Source organism: Aequorivita marina, assembly GCF_031631895.2.
In the GTDB taxonomy this organism is placed as follows: Bacteria; Bacteroidota; Bacteroidia; order Flavobacteriales; family Flavobacteriaceae; genus Aequorivita; species Aequorivita marina.
Window position 1 is genome coordinate 107270 of sequence record NZ_JAVMBW020000005.1, and the last position, 20342, is coordinate 127611.

Sequence of the window (20342 nt, forward strand, 5' to 3'; positions counted from 1 at the left end):
ATAGCCTATAAATTCACCTTAAAAATTGTAATTTTGCAGCGTTTTGTAAATTGTTGAACTTCGAGAGTTTACAAGGCGAAAACTAAAACCTAAATATAATAAATATCCGTAGGAGTTTTACAGTGAATCTAAAGGCAATCTGCGGCAAAATATAACACAACTATGAATACAGATTCTTTTGCTTTAAGGCATATCGGTCCCCGGGAAAGCGATCTTCCCGAAATGCTTGAAACCATTGGCGTACAATCTCTGGATCAACTTATTTTTGAAACAGTTCCAGATGATATTCTGCTAAAAAAAGCATTAAATCTGGATACGGCTATGAGTGAGCAGGAATACCTTGAGCACATCACGGAGCTTTCTACAAAAAACAAAGTATTTAAAACTTACATTGGTTTAGGATATCACGCCACCAATTTGCCGCCCGTAATACAACGAAACATTCTTGAAAACCCAGGATGGTACACCGCTTATACGCCGTACCAAGCCGAGATTGCCCAAGGCCGTCTGGAAGCGCTTCTCAACTTCCAAACCGTTGTTACCGACTTAACCGGAATGGAGCTTGCAAATGCTTCGCTACTTGATGAATCTACCGCAGCAGCCGAGGCAATGTCATTACTTTTTGCCGTTCGGGAACGCAGTAAAAAGAAAAGCAAGGCCAATAAGTTTTTTGTTTCTAAAGATATACTTCCGCAAACTTTAGCCTTGTTGGAAACCCGAGCAGAACCTATTGGAGTAGATCTGGTTGTTGGCAACCATGAAGATTTCAATTTTGGCGAAGAGTTTTTTGGGGCGATAATTCAATATCCAAGCAAGACTGGAAAGGTTCATAACTATACCGATTTTATTGAAAAAGCCAACGAAAACAATATAAAAGTAGCCGTTGCTGCAGATATTTTAAGCTTAGTAATGCTTGAGTCTCCAGGACATTTTGGAGTAGATGTGGTAGTTGGAACCACGCAGCGTTTTGGCATTCCGTTGGGTTACGGTGGGCCCCATGCCGCATTTTTTGCCACAAAAGAAGCTTACAAACGCAGCATTCCAGGACGTATTATTGGCGTTACAAAAGATAAGGACGGAAACAGGGCGCTACGCATGGCGCTTCAAACCCGCGAACAACACATTAAACGCGACAAAGCAACCTCAAATATCTGTACTGCCCAGGTATTATTAGCAGTTATGGCAGGTATGTATGCCGTATATCACGGCCCTGAAGGTTTAAAATATATTGCAAGAAAAGTGCATAATGGCGCAGTAACCCTTGCAAATGCTTTGGAAGAATTAGGTTTTGAGCAGCTAAATGACACCTATTTTGACACCATCGCCATAAAAACCGATGCCACAAAAATTAAGTTCCTAGCAGAAGCAAAAGAGGTTAATTTTTATTATCCTGATAACGAAACCGTTTCAATCTCAATAAACGAAACCACAAACATAAAGGACCTCAACAAAATTCTTTCGATCTTTTCAGAAGCCTCTAAAAAAGATTTCCAAAAAATCACCGAATTAGAAACTGGCAATAAAATTCCACAAGAAGTAGCACGGAAAACCGAGTTTTTAGAACAAGAAGTATTTAACAAGTATCATAGCGAAACCGATATGATGCGCTATATCAAAAAACTAGAGCGCAGGGATCTTTCGTTAAACCACTCTATGATTTCTTTGGGCTCTTGTACCATGAAACTCAATGCCGCTGCCGAAATGCTTCCTTTAAGCGACCCAATGTGGGGCAATGTGCATCCGTTTGTACCTGTAGAACAAGCTGAGGGCTATCAAATAGTTTTACGGAAACTAGAAAAACAACTGACCGAAATTACTGGTTTCGCAGCTACCTCACTACAACCAAACAGTGGTGCTCAAGGCGAATTTGCAGGCTTAATGGCCATTCGTGCCTACCATGAATCTCGCGGCGACCACAACAGAAATATTTGTTTAATTCCATCTTCGGCACACGGTACAAACCCTGCAAGTGCAGTAATGGCAGGTATGAAGGTAGTGGTTACCAAATCTACCGAAGAAGGTAATATTGACGTTGACGATCTTCGAGAAAAAGCCTTAAAACACAAGGATAACCTTGCCTGTTTAATGGTAACCTATCCATCTACTCACGGTGTTTATGAATCTGCAATCTGTAAAATAACCAGTATCATCCATGAAAATGGCGGTCAGGTTTATATGGACGGCGCCAATATGAACGCCCAAGTAGGACTTACACATCCTGGTGCTATCGGTGCCGATGTTTGCCACTTAAACCTCCATAAAACTTTTGCTATTCCCCACGGTGGTGGTGGACCGGGCGTGGGCCCAATTTGTGTTGCTGAGCAGTTGGCACCATTTTTACCATCTAATCCAATAATCCCAACGGGTGGCGAACAAGCTATCTCGGCAATTTCTGGAGCGCCCTTCGGTAGTTCTCTAGTATGTTTAATTAGCTATGCCTACATCTGTATGCTTGGTGTAAATGGCTTGAAAAAAGCTACCCAACACGCTATTTTAAACGCTAACTATATCAAGGAACGCCTCAACGGACATTACGATGTACTTTACGCTGGCGAACGCGGCCGTGCGGCTCATGAGATGATTGTGGATTGCCGCCCCTTTAAAGCCAAGGGTATTGAAATAACCGATATCGCAAAACGATTGATAGACTATGGTTTTCACTCCCCAACGGTTTCTTTCCCAATTGCAGGAACCTTGATGATTGAACCTACGGAAAGTGAAAGCAAAGCATCTTTAGATGAGTTTTGTGATGCAATGATTGCCATTAGAAAAGAAATTGAGGCCGCCGAAAAGGATGAACCCAATAATGTCTTGAAAAATGCACCCCACACCATGCAGATGTTAACAGCAGATGAGTGGGATTTTCCATATTCCAGACAGGAAGCAGCTTTTCCATTGGAAAACATTGCCGACAACAAATTTTGGCCGTCAATTAGACGCGTAGATGATGCTTATGGCGACAGAAACCTAGTTTGCACATGCGATCCGATTGAGGCATATATGGAAGCATAAAAAAGTACGCAGTATGCCGTATTCAGTAGAATTCAGCAAATGAATATTTACTGAATACCGGCTACTGACCATTGATTACATATTTTTCCGTATTTTTAACGAAACTTTTTAATATATGAATGTCAAAATTACAGGCATAGGCAGTTACATTCCAAGCGAAATAGCTAAAAATGAGCAGTTTGGAAAACATCATTTTTACAATTCTGATGGTACTCGTTTTGATCAAGAAAACGAAACTATCATTAAAAAGTTTAAGGCCATAACCGGTATTGCGGAGCGCAGATACATTCCTAAAACCTTGAACACTTCAGATATTGCCTCTTTTGCAGCCGAAAATGCGCTTAAAGATTCGGGAATAGACAAGGAAGACCTAGACTATATAATTGTAGCTCATAATTATGGCGATGTAAAACACGATTCCGTACAGAGCGACACCGTACCTAGTATTGCAACCCGCGTAAAGCACAACCTTAAAATACAAAACCCAAGGTGCGTAGGTTATGATATGCTCTTTGGATGTCCTGGGTGGATTGAAAGCATGATACAGGCCAATGCATTTATTAAATCTGGTATTGCCAAAAAATGTTTGGTCATTGGCGCCGAAGCACTTTCGCGGGTAGTAGATCCACACGATCGTGATTCTATGATATACAGCGACGGAGCTGGAGCTGCTATTGTAGAAGCCACTGACGAAGAAGGAGGCATTTTAAGCCATTTTAGCGCGACCTACGCTTTTGATGAAGCACATTTTATCTTTTTTGGAGAAAGCAACAACTTGGAGAAAAAAGATAATCGCCGGTATATAAAAATGTACGGGAGAAAAATTTACGAATTTGCGCTGAACCACGTTCCCGATGCCATGAAAAAATGCCTGGAAGAAAGTGGAGCCGGAATTGACGATGTTAAAAAAATCTTGATCCATCAGGCAAACGAAAAAATGGACGAAGCCATTGTAAATCGTTTTTATAAGCTGTTCGGAAAAACTACGCCCAAAAACATTATGCCCATGAGCATAGACAAATTAGGGAATAGCAGCGTAGCCACAGTACCTACCCTCTACGATTTGGTTTTAAACGGCGAATTAAAAGATCATTCCCTTCAAAAAGGAGACCTTGTTATTTTTGCTAGTGTGGGCGCAGGAATGAATATTAATGCCATTGTTTATAAGGTTTAATAAATTCAGAATTCTGTCCCGATTTCTATCGGAATCAAGATTAAAAACATGTACGAAGAAAAGTTTCCGAAGAAGAGATACAAGCACACCCTAAATTTTCTAAACGAAGTTATTTCCAAGAAAGAAAAAATTCTCGACTTAGGGGTTCGCAATCCTTTTTCAGAAATATTAAAGCAAGAAGATTTTCAGGTTACCAACACCAAAGGTGAAGATCTAGACCTTGAGACGGGAGTTGTAAAAACCGAAGAATTTGATGTAGTTACAGCCTTTGAAATCTTTGAACATTTGGTCTCTCCATTTAATGTACTCCATGATATAAAGGCAAAAAAATTAGTCGCTTCCGTTCCCTTAAAACTTTGGTTTGCTTCAGCCTATAGAAGCAAAACGGATAAATGGGACCGCCACTATCACGAGTTTGAAGACTGGCAATTTGATTGGTTGTTAGAAAAAGCTGGCTGGCGCATTATAAAAAGTGAGAAGTTTACCAATCCGGTAAACAAAGTTGGCATCCGCCCTATTCTCAGAAGATTTACACCGCGGTATTACTTGGTTTATGCTGAAAGAGTTTAATGGATTTCTATATTGTCATACCGGCCCATAACGAAGCATTGTATCTTTCGCAGACCTTAGAATCTTTATCGCAACAAAGTCTTCTTCCAAAAAAAATAGTGGTGGTTAACGATGCCTCCACAGACGACACCCACAACATAATTGATCAATTTTCAGAAAAACATTCCTTTATTTCTGGAATTCAATATAATTCAAAGAAGCAACATGAACCCGGGAGTAAAGTAATAAACGCCTTTTACAAAGGTTTTGAAACACTAGACGATGGTTATGATATTATTTGCAAGTTTGACGCAGACTTAATTTTCCCCGAAGATTATTTAGAAAAAGTAGCTGTGGCATTTCAAGAAAATCCAAATGTTGGAATGGTTGGTGGTTTTTGTACTATTGACAATAACGATAATTGGGTTTTGGAAAACCTTACCAATAAAGACCATATTCGCGGCGCATTAAAAGCTTATCGCAAAAAATGTTTTGAGCAAATTGGAGGGCTGAAAAGAGCAATGGGCTGGGATACGGTTGATGAGCTCCTTGCCCAATACCACGGCTGGAAAATAAAAACGGATACTTCGCTACATGTAAAACACTTAAAACCCACCGGTAAAGTCTATACCCAAGCTTCAAAATATCGCCAAGGGGAAGCTTTTTACAAAATGCGTTATGGGTTTTGGCTCACGTTAATCGCTTCGGCAAAATTAGCTTCTAAAAAAGGCAGCTTTAAATTTTTTATGAATTGCATGCAGGGATATCAAAATGCCAAAAAAGAAAATTTGGAATATATCGTTTCAGAAAAGGAAGGGGCATTTATTAGAAACCTGCGATGGAGGAATGTCCGTAAAAAACTCGGGATTGGTTAATTTGTTGCTTTGATATTCAAGATTAATTTCAACTTATAATGCTTATTTTTACATAAAAATTTACGTTAATGAATTTCAAAATCACCCTATTCGCTCTCTTCTTATCGCTTTCCGTTATAACAACTTCTTGTGTTTCTGTTCAAGTTAGTGATAATCAAGTTTCAACAATTACTTCAGAAGTAAAAAAACCTAAAAACATTGTCCTTCTTATTGGTGATGGGATGGGTTTGAGCCAAGTGTCCACAGCCATTTATTATAAAGATGGAAAACCAAACTTTGAGCGGTTTAACACCATTGGATTGAGCAAGACATCTTCTTCCAGCGATTTGGTTACAGATTCTGCCGCCGGCGCCACAGTTTTTTCGGCAGGTGTAAAGACCTATAACGGTGCAATTGGGGTTGATAATGACACGATTCCAGTACCCACAATCGTGGAACAACTTGTACAAAGAGGATTTAGCACAGGTATTGTTGCTACATCTTCAATTCAGCACGCCACGCCGGCATCCTTTTATGCACACGTAAAAAGCAGGAGAATGTATGAAGAGATTACCGAGTTTGCTCCAAACTCTGGCGTTAACTTTTTTGCAGGGGGCGGTTTAAAGTTTTTCAACCAAAGAAAAGATGGAAAAAATTTGTTGGATGAAATGAAAGCCAAAGGTTATGATGTAATCACGGATAAGCTTCCAAAAAGCCCAAGTAAAAACAACGAAATTATCCTTCTTGCCGAAGATGGAATGCCGAAAATGAACGAAGGCCGTGGCGATTTTCTTGCCAATGCTACAAAATTGGCTTTGGAAAAACTTTCCAAAAATGAAAAAGGGTTTTTCTTGATGGTTGAAGGAAGCCAAATAGATTGGGGCGGGCATGCCAATGATGCCGATTATCTAATTGAAGAACTTTTAGATTTTGACAAAACTATTGGCGAGGTCTTGGATTTTGCCAAAAAAGATGGTGAAACCTTAGTCATTGTAACTGCTGATCATGAAACCGGCGGTTATACACTTGCAAGTGATGGCAAAAACTATAATAAACTGAAACCTACTTTTTCTACTACCGGTCATTCCGGCACCATGGTTCCCGTTTTTGCGGAAGGCCCAGGCGCTTCATTGTTTAACGGAATTTATGAAAACAACGAGATTTACTTTAAAATGAGGGAACTCTTGGCAAGGTAGCAGATTGGGGCTTTGAGCTTCAGTATTCATTTTATCCATTGTTCACAAGTTATAATTTACGCAGCTAGGCTTTGTCTTTTTCCACTATTTATTAATAAGAAGTGATTTCAAAGGTTAAAATAAGTTACCCCATTATTAAGTTGGTGTTTCAAACCTAATTTTCAGTCTGTCAACTGAAATCTATTTTCTTAACGCGGTTTTTAGAATTCGGTGCCGTAATTTTAGTATTTTAGCCATAGCTATGTTTTTATGAAGTACTTACAAGATATTGGTTCTTATTTTTTAATGCTTAAGAAGGTGTTTGGTAGTTTTACCAAGACATCGGTTTTAAGGCATTTAATATTTAAGGAAATTGACGACCTTATAATAGGTTCTTTGGGTATTGTTTCCTTTATTTCCTTTTTTGTTGGTGGCGTTGTGGCTATCCAAACCGCCCTAAATATGGATAACCCTGTTATTCCAGACAGCTTAATTGGTTTTGCCACGCGGCAATCTGTTATTTTGGAATTTGCCCCAACATTCATTTCAATTATTATGGCGGGAAAGGTAGGTTCGTTCATTACGTCTAGTATAGGCTCTATGCGCGTTACCGAACAGATTGACGCCTTAGAGGTCATGGGGATAAACTCATTAAACTATTTGGTTTTCCCTAAAATCGTTGCCTTAATGTTTTACCCTTTCCTCATTGTTATAGCCATGTTCTTAGGTGTGTTTGGCGGATGGATTGCCGGCGTTTACGGTGGCTTTACCAGTTCGGCAGATTTTATAGCCGGCGTACAGGAAGACTTTATTCCGTATCAGCTGTTTTACGCATTTTTTAAAACCTTCGTCTTTGCTTTTATTCTTGCTACAGTGCCTTCTTGGCAAGGATTTTATATGAAAGGAGGCTCCCTAGAGGTAGGTAAGGCAAGTACCAACTCATTTGTTTGGACAAGTGTACTAATTATTGCCGCAAACTATGTAATAACCCAACTTCTTTTAAGCTCATGATAAAAGTAGAAGACGTCCATAAAAGCTTTGGAGACGAAGAGATTCTCAAAGGAATTTCCACCGAATTTGACAAGGGTAAAACAAACCTTATTATCGGTCAAAGTGGTAGCGGAAAAACCGTTTTGCTGAAATGCCTTATCGGCTTATTTGAACCTGAAAAAGGCCGAATTTATTATGAAGATAGCGCCATTCAAGATATGGATGACGAGAAACAACGCAAACTTCGGGAAGAAATAGGTATGTTATTTCAAGGCGGTGCTCTATTTGACTCCATGAATATTGAGGAAAATGTAATGTTCCCCTTACGCATGTTTACCAAGCAAAAAAAGGCAGATATGCTTGCGCGGGTAAACGAAGTATTGAAACGGGTAAACCTTGAAAACGTCAATAAAAAATTTCCTGCCGAAATTTCTGGAGGAATGCAAAAACGGGTTTCAATTGCTCGTGCTATTGTAAATAAACCCAAATATTTATTCTGTGACGAACCAAACTCAGGTCTCGATCCTAAAACTGCTACCTTAATAGATAACCTTATTCAGGAAATTACACATGAGTATGATATTACAACCGTTGTTGTAACCCACGATATGAATTCGGTAATGGAAATAGGACAAAAAGTAGTACTGCTTAAAAATGGTAAACTAGTGTGGCAGGGCGACAATGAGGAGATCTTTAAAACAGATAATGAGGACGTTACCGCATTTGTATATTCGTCAGATCTATTTAAAAAAATTCGAGAAGTACAGCAAAAAGAAGGATAAGCGTTTAACGATATTCGGAAACCTGAAGCGTATCTAGTTTCAGCTTATACTTTAACCAAGCCTCTATTTTTTTCAGTGCGTTCTTCTTTTCACTTGCAGGCACCTCTTTTTTCCAAGCAATATGAACTACCGGCAAGGTATCTGTTTTTTCAAAGTTTGTAGTTATTTTGTTGGAGTAACTAAAAGTTTCTACGCTTTCATAGTTTATCTTTAACTCTTCGCTCAACTGCTTAAAAGGCACGTTTTGTACCTTCATAAGCGCCACCTGATTTTCTAAAAAGCGAATTTTTTCATCTTTATCCTGGATTATCTGTTCGTTTTTCACATAAAGATCTTCCAATATCCCGGCTTTAATTTCACCAGAAAGTTTTTCAGCCATTTCGCCTGTTTGATCTGCTCCTTGATAAATACGCAAGTGTGTTTTTTCCAGCTTCTCAGTCTTTTCAAGCTCTGCCAGCCAATCGTTAATTTTATTTTGAGGCACAGGCCTCCCGATTAAATAAACATCAAGGTTATTCGATTTATAATTATGAGTAAACTTTACCACTTCGGCACCTTCATATTTAATAATATTCTTTACAAATTCTCTCGATTTATTCTCAAAAACTTGTTGGTCTAAAAGGTTGATAAACAGGTAAACACTGGGCACCATAACCGCAATAGCAACTATAGAAGCAATTTGGGCAATTCTTCTTCTTCGTTTACTATTGGCATAACGCACCAATGGAAAACGCAGAATTTTTGAAACAATAAATGTTGAAAGCGCTATAAAAACAGCGTTTATAGAAAATAGGTACATGGCGCCAAGGGCATATTCACCACTTCCAATGGCAAGCCCGTAACCCACAGTACATAAGGGCGGCATTAATGCGGTGGCAATTGCAACCCCAAAAATAACACTGGCAATGGTTCCGCTTTTTGTTTTAGCCACAATCAAGCCCAAACCACCGAATATAGCGATTAATACATCTAGAATAGTTGGGTAAGTTCTGGCAATAAGCTCTGGCGTTTCCTCGGTTAGCGGAGAAAGCTTAAAATATAGAAAAGCAGTGAGCACACTTAAAAAAACCATAACCCCAAGGTTTATCAGGGAACGTCTCAGGGTTTCTACATCGTTAATGGCCAAGGAAAGCCCAATACCAACAATAGGCCCCATTAATGGCGAAATAAGCATGGCTCCAATAACCACCGCCGTACTACTTACGTTTAGACCAATGGAAGCAACAAAAATAGAGAAAATAAGAATCCAAGCCGTGTGCCCTTTAAACGAGATGTCTTTTTTTACAGCATCTATGGTAGCGTCTCGGTCTGAATCTGTTCGGATATCAAAAAGTTCAACCAAGAATTTTTTAATGCTCTCCCAAGTATTCAGCTTTACATTCTCAAACTCCTCATCGTTGGGAGTTGCTTTTATTTTCTCGTTGTTATCTGCCATTTACAAATAGTCTTTACCGAATTTCTCCGAAACTGATTTTAATAGTTCTTTTATATCTTGCTCCTTTTTCTTCGGAAATAACAAAAGAACATCCTCATTATCTACCACGATATAGTCATCTATTCCATCCAAAACAACCAATTTTTTGGAGGCTGTAAAAATCATATTATTTTTTGAATTGGCAAGATGCGTTTTCGCATTAATCACCGCATTTTCATTTGCGTCTTTTTCCAACCTTTCATGTAAGGCGCCCCAGGTACCCAGATCATTCCAGTCAAAAGTTGCTTTTTTTACAAAAACATTCGTCGCTTTTTCAAGAATGCCATAGTCTATAGATATATTTTCGGCTTTGGGATAATTATTGGCTACAAATTGTTTTTCTTCGGAAGTGTTTAAAACCGAAGTTCCATTTAAAAAGAGCGCACTCATCTGAGGTAGATATTCCTTAAAAGCACCTATAATACTTTCGGCACTCCATATAAATATTCCGGCATTCCATAGAAAGTTTCCAGCTTTAAGAAACTTCCTTGCAGTATCATAATCTGGTTTCTCCCGAAACTGACGCACTTTCGCAATTTCCAGATCTGTATTTTTTGAACTTTCAATATAGCCATAACCCGTGTTGGGAAAAGTTGGCTCAATCCCTAGCGTAAGCAAGATATCGTCTTCTTCGGCAGCCTTAAAACAGGCTTTAACATCTGCCGAAAATGCGTTTTCATCTTCAATCCAATGATCACTGGGTGCCACCAACATTTGGGCATTGGGATTTTCTTTTTGAATTTTTAAGGCCGAAAGTAAAATACAAGCTGCCGTATTCCGCATTGCAGGTTCTAAGATTACTTGCTCTTCAGAAATCTGGGGTAAATGCGCCAACGTAAGTTCCAAATAGATTTCATTGGTAAGTATATAAATATTCTCGGAAGGGATTATTTTCTGAAGCCTAGAAAAAGTATGCTGCAGCAAGCTCTGCCCCGTTCCTAACATGTCGTGAAATTGCTTGGGAAACTCCTGGGTACTAACCGGCCAGAATCGCGAACCGATACCGCCAGCCATTATTACTGCATAGTTATTTTTATTCATAATTTAATATTTGAGCCGCGACTATAGTGAATCAGAATAGATTTCAGGTAACTTTAAGCATCTTTCAGCTAACCCCCAGTTTAACCCTATACCCTTACAGTTTGTTTCCTGTTTCTATTAAGTCCTGCTTAATTTTAACATCTATTTCAAAAACTCCACCTCCGCATTGGGGTTGAACAAATAGGTTCGCCCAGTTGCCACTTCTAAACATTCAAAACGCTTTACACGCTGCTTTCCGCGCTTAAAGATTTTTCCGTTGTACAATCTAAAGTGACTCCCAAAGGGAATTTCAAAGATATAGTTTTTATCGTTTGGTGGATCAAATTGTTTTAAAGCTAAAGACAAGGGTGCATCGGTATCACTAGAGGCTTTGGGATTTTTAAAATGCCGTGCCAAGAGCGGTAACAATTCACTGGGGAAAATAGCAGGACGTATATAAGGCAACATCAAGGTCTGAAAGGTTCGCTTCCACTCCAAACCATGTGGTTTTATTGACCGGCCATACTTTGTAAAAGCCTCCAGATGTGCTATTTCATGAATCAGGGTAATTAAAAAGCGGTACTTATTTAAAGATGCATTTACGGTAATTTGGTGTTGCCCATTTGCCATTTTTCGGTAATCGCCATGCCGTGTAACCCGTTCGTTTACAATTTTAAGGTGAACCTTATGCGTTTGAATTAATTGAAGCGCTGAATGAACCGCGGCCTGTGGAATATATTTTTCAAGAATTTCTGTCATAAATGCTGAAATCGGAAGGTTTTCACCTTAGTTATAAGGCTACAAAAATATTCAGATAAGCACAATATAGCACCATTTAACTCGCCATAAAAAGAAATAGATCACTTTTCAGAAAAATTTTTAAGTCCATTCAATTTACTTTCAACCAATTGCAAAAAACCATTTTAAATCAGTCTAAATAAGCTTTGATTTTATAAAACTTCGAAGTATTTTTGCACTCAATTTATATTCAATCTAAATAAAAATAAATTATAAAATGAAGCTTATCCAATCGCTATTTTTAATCCTCTGCGTCCAGTTTATGGTAGCGCAAGAAGTAGCAACTATCACCGGAACAGTCACCGATATAGACAATAACCCCGTTCCGTTTGCCAGTATATATATACAAGAATTGAAAAAAGGCGGCGCGGCAGATGCTGACGGCGTCTTTTCTATCAACAATATTCCTTATGGAAGTTGGCAGCTTACCGCCAGCGCAGTTGGTTACAATCCTGCCACTGTGGCCATAAACCCAAGTGAGCCTGTTTTAAGCGGAATTCGGTTTCAGCTGAGTTTTGATAACGAACTAGACCAAGTAGAAGTATTTGGAAACCGGAACGATCATCCCGACAAGATAGAATCCATTACCCGCCTACCGCTAAAGCCTTATGAGCAAATACAGAGTATCTCAGTACTTTCCGAAAAATTAATTGAAGATCAAGGTGCTCTAACAATTTCGCAAGCCACCAAAAACGTACCTGGAGTTTATACTTTTGCTACCTATGGCAATAAACGCGAGAGCATGTCGAGCCGTGGATTTAGAGGTATTCCTATTCTAAAGAATGGAGTTCGGGTAAACTCAGATTTTCGTGGCGTAGGTGTGTTGACCGATATGCAAGGGGTTGATAACATTCAAGTTTTAAAGGGAACTGCCGCCATAACCCAAGGGGTAGCCACCGATATTGGAAGCCCGGGTGGGGTGATAAACATTGTTACCAAAACCCCAAAATACACTACTGGCGGTAGTGTTAGCCTTCGCGGCGGAAGCTATGGCCAAGTAAGACCTACCTTCGACTTTTACGGTCCTTTAAACAAAGAAAAGGACCTTGGCTTCCGCTTAAACGGATCGCTGGAAAGAGCCGATAGCTATAGAAGTTTAGTTCAAAAGGAGAGTTTTTACTTTAATCCTTCCTTCGAATGGAAAATTGATGATAAAACCAAAGTAACCCTAGAACTAGACCATTATTACGACAGTAGAACCCCAGATTTAGGTACGGTAAACTTAGCTGAAAATGATGTGAATGCCATTTACGATCTACCCCACTCCCAGTTTTTAGGATTTGAAAATGACCGTTCCATTACCCAAAACACAACCTATGCCATTAGAATGGACAGAAAGTTGAACGAAAAACTTACCCTAAAAGGAGCTTTCTATAATTCATCTTTAAAACTCAATGATAAAGGAGCCGGCTTAGGTAAGGTTATAAAAAACGGAGAAACATCAGTTTATAACCAACGTCAGCGAAAATACTCGACTTCTACCCGCGATGACAAAAACAGCGTGCTACAGTTTGATTTAATTGGCGACAATGTTTATACAGGCTCCATAAAGCATACCTTCCAAGTTGGTTTTGACTATCGTTCGTCACGTTTTAGTACCATGAGCCAGTCTGCTGGAGTTGTAGACACCATTAACGTATTTCAAAAAATTGCACATGGTTTGCCCAATGTAAGTCTTGGAGAAGCTAGTACCAATGGTGGAAAAACCAACTCGCTAGGTTTTGTAGCCCAAGACGTAATTTCATGGAACCACTGGTTAAAAACATTTTTGGGTGCGCGATATAGTTCTACGGAAACAATCTCGGAAGTGGAAAACACACGAAGCGATGCTTTTAACCCACTTGGGGGAATCATTGTTTCGCCAATTGAAAACATCAATCTTTTTGCTTCCTATACCAACAGTTCATATCCGCGAACCGCTTCACGATCGGGCGAAAATGGAGAAGAACTGGGCAATGAGCGTTTTGACCAATTTGAAGCCGGTTTTAAAACAACATGGCTCAACGATAGACTTCGTTTTAATTTAACGATTTTTAAAATCAACAATAAGAATATCAACCTCCCGGTTTACGACGACACCTGGACCAACGTTCTATATTATGCGAAAGGAGGAAACGACCAACGTCAAGGAATAGAGGTAGAACTTACCGGGCGACCGCTTGAAAACCTAGAGTTAATTGGTGGATACTCCTATATTGATGCCCAATATAAGAATCACACCTCGTACGTTTATGGATCTGCACCTTTAAACACTCCAAAACACACGTTTAATGCATACGCTAACTACTCCTTTAGAAATAATGCTTTGGAAGGACTTTCAATAGGAGCTGGTGCTTATTTTACAGGCGAGCGCCCCATTAACGACTGGTCTTCGGGCGCGGTAACACACGAAGGTATTGTACCGGGGCAAAAACCCTTTAATGTTGATGCCTATACCTTGGTGAATTTTCAAGCGCAATACCAAGTTGATCAAAACTGGAGCGTTCAGTTTTTATTGAACAATGTATTTAACAAAGTTGGATACAACGCTTACCGAACGCGTTATATCAATCAAACCGAACCACGATCTTTTGCCGGCGTTTTACGCTATAGTTTTTAATTGTTTGAGTTGTTAAGTAGTAAAGGCACGATGTAAAAATCGTGCCTTTATGTTTTAAAAAAACTATAGTACGACTAGAACTTATGCCTTCCTCTTTCTAATTAAGATTTGGAGCACCAGATTTTTCAAGACCGAAAAACATAGTAATTTTAAGAAAGGAATTACTTACAGTTAAGGCGTAGTACTGGAAACCTGCATGATTTTCCCATTGTAGAATTTATTCCCTGTAAGAGCGAAGTCTATAATATATTCCGCCATTTCGGTTGCTGAAAGTGGTGCTTTTAAACCTGGGAAAGCTTCTTCGAGCATTTCGGTTTGCACAGAACCCAATGCCAAAACATTAAATGATGGGCCAGATTCCTTGTACTCTTCCGCCAATAATTCGGTTAAAGTAATAATTGCACCTTTACTACTGCTATATGCGCTTAACCCGGGAAATTTCACACTGCCCTGAACGCCGCCCATACTGCTAATATTTATAACATGCCCCTCCTTCTTCATAAATGGAAGTACAGTTTGTATCAAAGATACAGGTCCCAAAACATTTACGCCGTAAGATTGTTTAAAGTCTTCGGCAGACAGATCGGCAAATGGTTTGTTTACTAAAAGCCCAGCGTTATTAATCAAGACATCAACCGTTTGCATATTGGTTTGAAGGTAACTGCCTAGCTTTACAATTTCGGAATGATTGGAAATATCAAATTCCAAAGCCGAAACATTTTTTAGATTTAATTCGGAAACCGGTTTGGAGTTACGTGAAAGTGCCAAAACAGTATGGCCTGCTTCAGCAAAGAGCTTTACCATTTCAAAACCGATGCCTCTTGATGTACCTGTGATTATTATGTTTTTCATATAGAAGTATTAGTAGAATTAAACCTGCAAGTAGGATTATACCCATAAGTAAATTACACCTACAACGTTTTGGAAACATTGCAGGAAAGATTAGGTGATCTTACAGGGCAAACGACCTTCGAAGTGCTCCTATCGCGGCAGGCATCGTGTAAGTCTTCCTAAGCCGAAACTTAAGGACGAATGACATTAAGTTAACCTAGATAAAACCCCTCATGTAAAGTTATACCTACAAGGTTCTAAAAACCTTGCAGGATCTATTATACAAACATCGTTACTGGGTTTTCAATATACTGGCGTACTGTTTGTAAAAACTTAGCTCCCGTAGCACCATCAACTGTTCTGTGGTCGCAGGCCAAGGTAACTTTCATCGTATTGCCAACAGCTATCTGCCCATTTTTAACCACTGGTTTTTGAACAATAGTTCCAACCGATAAAATAGCAGAATTCGGCTGATTTATAATTGAAGTAAACTCATCAATCCCAAACATTCCAAGGTTGGAAACCGTAAATGTACTGCCTTCCATTTCCTGTGGCGTAATCTTTTTATTACGCGCCTTCCCTGCAAGCTCCTTAACATTTCCACCTATTTGTGAGAAGGTCATTTGGTCTGCAAATTTTAATACCGGAACTAGCAAGCCTTCATCTACCGCAACCGCAACTCCAATATGGATGTGTTTGGCAATTTTGGTAACCTCTGGCGTCCACTGGCTGTTTACTTGTGGATGCTTGCGCAATGCCATGGCACAAGCTTTTATAACCATATCATTAAACGATATTTTTACATCTGGCGCAGCGTTTATAGCTTCACGAGCGGCAATGGCATGATCCATATCCAACTCTACAGTAAGGTAATACTCTGGTGCGGTAAACTTAGACTCGGCCAATCGTTTGGCAATAGTTTTGCGCATTTGCGAGTTTTTCACTTCCTCAAAACTCTCGGTTCCCACTGGTGTGTAAGCTTGTGCTCCAGCGGCAGCAGGCTGGTAGTTTTCAATATCGCTTTTAACGATACGTCCGTTTTCACCGCTACCCTGAACTTGACGCAGGTTAATTCCTTTTTCTTCAGCTAGCTTTTTGGCTAAAGGCGAAGCAAAAATGCGGCCTTCGTTTTTAGATTGTGAAGACCCCGATTTTTTATCTGAATCTTGCTTTTTAGTCTCCTGCTTTTCAGAAGCCTTTTCTGTAGTTTGCTTTTTACTTTCTTCGGAAGACTTTTTATTTTCAGATTTATCTTTTGAATCTGAAGCCTTGCCTCCCTTTTTAAAATTCTTTTCAACCTCAGAAACATCAGTTCCTTCTGGCCCAATAATAGCAAGCATATCATCTACCGGCGCCGATTCTCCTTCGTTAAGACCAATTTTGAGAAGGGTTCCTGAATAAAAGGATTCAAACTCCATGGTAGCTTTATCGGTTTCAATTTCAGCTAGAATATCGCCTTCTTCAACTTTCTCTCCTTCTTTTATAAGCCAAGTGGCAACAGTACCTTCGGTCATGGTATCACTTAAACGCGGCATGGTAATTACCTCAACACCTTCGGGAAGATCAGCATCAGAGGAGGAATCTTCTTCATCATCGGAAGGTTTTTCATCCGTTTCAGAATCGTCTTTCTTTGATGCGTCGTCTTCCGATTTTTTTTCTGAAGCAGATCCATTTATAAGTTCTGAAATGTCTTCATTTTCTTCCCCAATTATAGCCAATAGATCGTCAACCGGTGCTGTTTCACCTTCTTTAACGCCAATATGAAGTAGCGTTCCTTCATAGAACGATTCAAACTCCATAGTAGCCTTATCGGTTTCAATATCGGCAAGGATATCACCTTCGTTTACGGTATCACCAACTTTTTTAAGCCAGTTAGCTACCGTTCCTTCTTCCATAGTGTCGCTCAAGCGCGGCATTTTTATTACTTCTGCCATTTTTTTAGTAGATTTTAGATTTGAGATATTAGATTTTCGATTCCCGGTTTAATGAATACCATTAAGAATTACAACCCAATATCTACTAATCAATGCTTAACTTTACTTATAATTTATCTGATAGAAATGGGTAGTCTTCTTGTTCATAAACAGCATCGAACATCACGTTCTTTTCTGGATATGGAGATTCTTCGGCAAATTTTTCACATTCGCTTACTAAATCCTTTACTCTTTTCTCAATTTCTTTAATGTCTTTTTCGTTTGCCCATTTATTCTCGTAAAGCTGGTGAAGCACGTAGGTAATTGGATCTTCTTCCTGCTTTTTGGCAACTTCTTCTTTGGTACGGTAATGTTGGGCATCACTCATGGAGTGTCCGCGATAACGGTAGGTTCGCAATTCTAAAAAAGTTGGTCCGTCACCACGACGCGCACGTTTTATTGCTTCGTCCATTTCTTTTGCAACCACTTCTGGTTTCATTGCATCAACGGGTTTACAAGGCATTTCATAACCAAGGCCAAGCTTCCAAATATCGGTATGGTTTGCTGTTCTAGCTACCGAAGTTCCCATAGCATAACCGTTGTTTTCCACGCAAAAAACTACTGGCAACTTCCATAGCATGGCAAGGTTAAATGTTTCGTGAAGCGAGCCTTGACGAGTAGCGCCATCCCCCATATAAGTTAGAGTTACAGAGTCTCTATCAAAGTATTTATCAGCAAAAGCTAAGCCCGCACCCAGTGCAATTTGCCCCCCTACAATACCATGGCCACCATAAAAACGGTGTTCCTTGGCAAAAATGTGCATTGAGCCACCCAAACCTTGTGAAGTTCCGGTTGATTTACCGTAGAGTTCGGCCATTACTTTTTTAGGGTCTACCCCCATTCCTATTGGCTGTACGTGGTTTCGATACGCCGTAATCATGCGGTCCTTTTTAAGATCCATAGCATGTAGCGCTCCTGCAAGAACAGCCTCTTGACCGTTGTAAAGGTGCAAGAAGCCCCTTACTTTTTGATTGATATATACCTGCGCCAGTTTATCTTCAAACTTGCGCCAAAAGAGCATGTTTTCATACCAATCTAGGTACGTTTTTTTGGTGATTTTCTTCATCTGTCTGCGATAAGGGTTCCCAACGGGGAAATTTTATTAAACGGATAACAAAAGTAGCACTTTATACTATCAAAACACAAATTACAAATTACAAATAAAATACAAAATGTAAATTATAAAAGTCGAAACACTAGGGCTTAACACTTTCTGTCTTGAAAGTTACTTGTTATTTAAGGTTTACTACGAGGTTCTTTATCTTTAGAGGTATTGGGCATCAAAGCCTAACGGAAGGAGATCCATCACACTATTGACTTTTACAACCTTACCGGTTTTGCCCATAAAATATACGGCTATAGGAGCCTTTTGCTTTTGTTCGTATTCTGCCATAGATTGACGGCAAGCACCACATGGACCAATTGGCTCGACAAGCTCTTGCGTAGCTGAACTTGCTGAAATTGCAATAGCCTTAATTTCCTCTTTTGGAAAAAGGGCTCCCGTATGGAATATCGCTACACGCTCTGCACATAGCCCAGATGGATAGGCTGCATTTTCTTGATTACTACCGATTGTAATTTCGCCAGAAGCAAGCCGAATAGCCGCGCCCACCTTAAAACGCGAATAAGGCGCATAAGCTTTGTCACGTGCTTCTTGCGCCTTTTTCATCAATTCTTGAATAGCTGTTGGAAGCTCTGAAACAGATTCAAAAACCTCCAGTTGGATTTCAATATTTTGTTTTTTCAATTGAATTGTTTGTAGATATACCTACAAAATCTTTGTGACTTTGCAGATTTTTTTTTCATCTTAAAATACCTACAAGGAGATTGCTTCGCTACGCTCGCAATGACACCTTGCAGGAAAATTTCTTTTTAATACTCGTCGTACGTATCGCCAAAGTTAAACGTTAAACCAAAACGAAGCGTTCCGTCCAACGGGCTGTTTGCCAATTTTGAAGTAGAAAACAAGTAAGAAAGATCAATCTGAATTGCCGTATAACGGAAACCAGCTCCTAGCGTAGCGAATTTTCTACCACCTTTTTCATCACTTTCATTAAAGTAACCCGCTCTAAAAGCAAATACATCTTGATATGAATATTCAGCACCTAAAGCCCATGTAAATTCCTTTAACTCCTCACTAAATCCGCCGGGTGCATCACCAAATGACTGAAACATACCTTTAACAAAACTAACATCATTATCCTTACCGTCATAAATGGCGTAATTATTTAAGCTTGGCTCGTCGGGATCTTGTTTGCCATTCCCATTATCATCAACGAATTCGGTTCCTCGTATTGGAGGAGTTGGAACTAATAACTTATTAACTTCAGCAGAAACCCCTATTTTACTATATTGATCAAGAATGAAGTCAAATCCACCCCCAAGAGCAAGGTTTGTAGGAATAAAGCTTTCTGAACCTACTTCGTCATACTTCAATTTTGGACCAATGTTCGAGATATTGAAACCCATTCTCCAACGGCCATCAAAGTCGTTGTACGGAATTTCCTCACTTTGGTAGTATCCCGAAATATCAACTGCGAATGAATTTGCGGCTGTCGCGTCTTCCATTGCTGTTTGCAATTTTAAATCGGAACGGATATACCTACCGGCAACACCCATAGAAAAACGGTCGCTAAGACGCAGCGAGTACGATACATCAAAAAGAAGCTCATTTGGTTTCACCTCTATTCCTTGATCATCTGGACCTTGACGCAATTCTATAGATCCATTACTAAAATAACGAAAACTTGCCGCAACGGCACTTCGTTCGTTTAATCTATTATAATAAGTAAGGTTTCCTAGAAATATATCGTTTACCAATTTGCTTAAATAAGGTGTATAGGTTACACCAATACCTTGTTTTGATTGGGCAAAGGCAAATTTTGCAGGGTTCCATTGTTGCGAAAAGGCATCGGCAGAAGTAGTAACCCCAATATCACCCATACCAGCAGAACGTGCATCCCCTCCTATCAACATAAACGGTACTCCCGTAATAATTGCTCTCGAATCACTTTGATTTGGAACAACTATAGTTTCCTGAGCAACAGAATTAAAAGCCACAAGGCCCAACAAAATTGGAATAAATAATTTTTTCATATTAATAAATTTTGG

Annotated in this window: 16 protein-coding genes; 8 read left to right on the forward strand and 8 right to left on the reverse strand. The window is 39.4% G+C overall.

Translation table 11 applies throughout. The features are described 5' to 3' along the window. Positions 1 to 162 precede the first annotated feature (162 nt). The 7 genes from gcvP to QPK98_RS08630 all read left to right on the forward strand — a co-directional run bounded on the left by gcvP (position 163) and on the right by QPK98_RS08630 (position 8536). On the forward strand, positions 163 to 3012 hold the full coding sequence (gene gcvP, locus QPK98_RS08600; RefSeq protein ID WP_310992799.1) for an aminomethyl-transferring glycine dehydrogenase: 2850 nt from the start codon (positions 163 to 165) through the stop codon (positions 3010 to 3012). Between the two features lie 115 nt (positions 3013 to 3127). Next, positions 3128 to 4186 (forward strand): 3-oxoacyl-ACP synthase III family protein, encoded by a 1059-nt coding sequence (locus QPK98_RS08605; protein ID WP_310992800.1) that lies wholly within the window; start codon positions 3128 to 3130, stop codon positions 4184 to 4186. 48 nt (positions 4187 to 4234) lie between these two features. Next, positions 4235 to 4756, forward strand: a complete 522-nt coding sequence (locus tag QPK98_RS08610; RefSeq protein WP_310992801.1) for a class I SAM-dependent methyltransferase — start codon at positions 4235 to 4237, stop codon at positions 4754 to 4756. Then, complete coding sequence (locus QPK98_RS08615; protein ID WP_310992802.1) at positions 4756 to 5610, forward strand: glycosyltransferase family 2 protein; 855 nt, start codon at positions 4756 to 4758, stop codon at positions 5608 to 5610. The genes QPK98_RS08610 and QPK98_RS08615 overlap by 1 nt, the downstream gene beginning before the upstream one ends. 68 nt (positions 5611 to 5678) lie before the next feature. Beyond that, on the forward strand, positions 5679 to 6785 hold the full coding sequence (locus tag QPK98_RS08620; protein WP_310992803.1) for an alkaline phosphatase: 1107 nt from the start codon (positions 5679 to 5681) through the stop codon (positions 6783 to 6785). A 249-nt stretch (positions 6786 to 7034) separates the two neighbouring features. Beyond that, positions 7035 to 7775 (forward strand): MlaE family ABC transporter permease, encoded by a 741-nt coding sequence (locus tag QPK98_RS08625; RefSeq protein ID WP_310992804.1) that lies wholly within the window; start codon positions 7035 to 7037, stop codon positions 7773 to 7775. Then, the gene (locus QPK98_RS08630; RefSeq protein ID WP_310992806.1) at positions 7772 to 8536 is read left to right on the forward strand and encodes an ABC transporter ATP-binding protein; all 765 of its coding nucleotides are present in this window, start codon (positions 7772 to 7774) and stop codon (positions 8534 to 8536) included. The genes QPK98_RS08625 and QPK98_RS08630 overlap by 4 nt, the downstream gene beginning before the upstream one ends. Positions 8537 to 8540: 4 nt before the next feature. Here the strand turns inward: QPK98_RS08630 and QPK98_RS08635 are convergent, their stop codons facing one another. The 3 genes from QPK98_RS08635 to QPK98_RS08645 all read right to left on the reverse strand — a co-directional run bounded on the left by QPK98_RS08635 (position 8541) and on the right by QPK98_RS08645 (position 11789). Beyond that, positions 8541 to 9971: a DUF389 domain-containing protein gene (locus QPK98_RS08635; RefSeq protein ID WP_310992807.1), complete on the reverse strand. Its 1431-nt coding sequence runs from the start codon at positions 9969 to 9971 to the stop codon at positions 8541 to 8543. Next, positions 9972 to 11051: a mannose-1-phosphate guanylyltransferase gene (locus QPK98_RS08640; protein ID WP_310992808.1), complete on the reverse strand. Its 1080-nt coding sequence runs from the start codon at positions 11049 to 11051 to the stop codon at positions 9972 to 9974. Positions 11052 to 11192: 141 nt separating this feature from the next. Then, positions 11193 to 11789 (reverse strand): SprT-like domain-containing protein, encoded by a 597-nt coding sequence (locus QPK98_RS08645; RefSeq protein WP_310992809.1) that lies wholly within the window; start codon positions 11787 to 11789, stop codon positions 11193 to 11195. A gap of 256 nt (positions 11790 to 12045) precedes the next feature. On the opposite strand from QPK98_RS08645, the gene QPK98_RS08650 reads away from it, so the two are divergent. Next, positions 12046 to 14427, forward strand: a complete 2382-nt coding sequence (locus QPK98_RS08650; RefSeq protein ID WP_310992810.1) for a TonB-dependent receptor — start codon at positions 12046 to 12048, stop codon at positions 14425 to 14427. A 171-nt stretch (positions 14428 to 14598) separates the two neighbouring features. Here QPK98_RS08650 and QPK98_RS08655 read toward each other — a convergent pair whose 3' ends face one another. From QPK98_RS08655 to porV, 5 genes are all read right to left on the reverse strand, one after another. After that, on the reverse strand, positions 14599 to 15279 hold the full coding sequence (locus QPK98_RS08655) for an SDR family NAD(P)-dependent oxidoreductase (protein ID WP_310992812.1): 681 nt from the start codon (positions 15277 to 15279) through the stop codon (positions 14599 to 14601). Positions 15280 to 15536: 257 nt separating this feature from the next. Next, positions 15537 to 17192, reverse strand: coding sequence for a pyruvate dehydrogenase complex dihydrolipoamide acetyltransferase (locus QPK98_RS08660; protein ID WP_310992814.1), 1656 nt, complete (start codon positions 17190 to 17192; stop codon positions 15537 to 15539). Between the two features lie 106 nt (positions 17193 to 17298). Further along, positions 17299 to 18297 (reverse strand): pyruvate dehydrogenase (acetyl-transferring) E1 component subunit alpha, encoded by a 999-nt coding sequence (gene pdhA / locus QPK98_RS08665; protein ID WP_310992816.1) that lies wholly within the window; start codon positions 18295 to 18297, stop codon positions 17299 to 17301. Between the two features lie 198 nt (positions 18298 to 18495). Next, a complete protein-coding gene (gene cdd / locus QPK98_RS08670; RefSeq protein ID WP_310992817.1) occupies positions 18496 to 18978 on the reverse strand; it encodes a cytidine deaminase in 483 nt (160 codons plus the stop codon). A 125-nt stretch (positions 18979 to 19103) separates the two neighbouring features. Next, complete coding sequence (gene porV / locus QPK98_RS08675; protein ID WP_310992819.1) at positions 19104 to 20327, reverse strand: type IX secretion system outer membrane channel protein PorV; 1224 nt, start codon at positions 20325 to 20327, stop codon at positions 19104 to 19106. Between the last annotated feature and the right edge of the window lie 15 nt (positions 20328 to 20342).

Bases quoted from the DNA above. Each gene is read 5' to 3' on its own strand.
- pdhA (WP_310992816.1), bottom strand. From the start codon at position 18,297: ATGAAGAAAATCACCAAAAAAACGTACCTAGATTGGTATGAAAACATG.
- gcvP (WP_310992799.1), top strand. From the start codon at position 163: ATGAATACAGATTCTTTTGCTTTAAGGCATATCGGTCCCCGGGAAAGC.
- QPK98_RS08645 (WP_310992809.1), bottom strand. From the start codon at position 11,789: ATGACAGAAATTCTTGAAAAATATATTCCACAGGCCGCGGTTCATTCA.
- QPK98_RS08630 (WP_310992806.1), top strand. From the start codon at position 7,772: ATGATAAAAGTAGAAGACGTCCATAAAAGCTTTGGAGACGAAGAGATT.
- QPK98_RS08605 (WP_310992800.1), top strand. From the start codon at position 3,128: ATGAATGTCAAAATTACAGGCATAGGCAGTTACATTCCAAGCGAAATA.
- QPK98_RS08620 (WP_310992803.1), top strand. From the start codon at position 5,679: ATGAATTTCAAAATCACCCTATTCGCTCTCTTCTTATCGCTTTCCGTT.
- QPK98_RS08625 (WP_310992804.1), top strand. From the start codon at position 7,035: ATGAAGTACTTACAAGATATTGGTTCTTATTTTTTAATGCTTAAGAAG.
- QPK98_RS08655 (WP_310992812.1), bottom strand. From the start codon at position 15,279: ATGAAAAACATAATAATCACAGGTACATCAAGAGGCATCGGTTTTGAA.
- QPK98_RS08610 (WP_310992801.1), top strand. From the start codon at position 4,235: ATGTACGAAGAAAAGTTTCCGAAGAAGAGATACAAGCACACCCTAAAT.
- QPK98_RS08615 (WP_310992802.1), top strand. From the start codon at position 4,756: ATGGATTTCTATATTGTCATACCGGCCCATAACGAAGCATTGTATCTT.
- QPK98_RS08650 (WP_310992810.1), top strand. From the start codon at position 12,046: ATGAAGCTTATCCAATCGCTATTTTTAATCCTCTGCGTCCAGTTTATG.
- QPK98_RS08635 (WP_310992807.1), bottom strand. From the start codon at position 9,971: ATGGCAGATAACAACGAGAAAATAAAAGCAACTCCCAACGATGAGGAG.
- QPK98_RS08660 (WP_310992814.1), bottom strand. From the start codon at position 17,192: ATGGCAGAAGTAATAAAAATGCCGCGCTTGAGCGACACTATGGAAGAA.
- porV (WP_310992819.1), bottom strand. From the start codon at position 20,327: ATGAAAAAATTATTTATTCCAATTTTGTTGGGCCTTGTGGCTTTTAAT.
- QPK98_RS08640 (WP_310992808.1), bottom strand. From the start codon at position 11,051: ATGAATAAAAATAACTATGCAGTAATAATGGCTGGCGGTATCGGTTCG.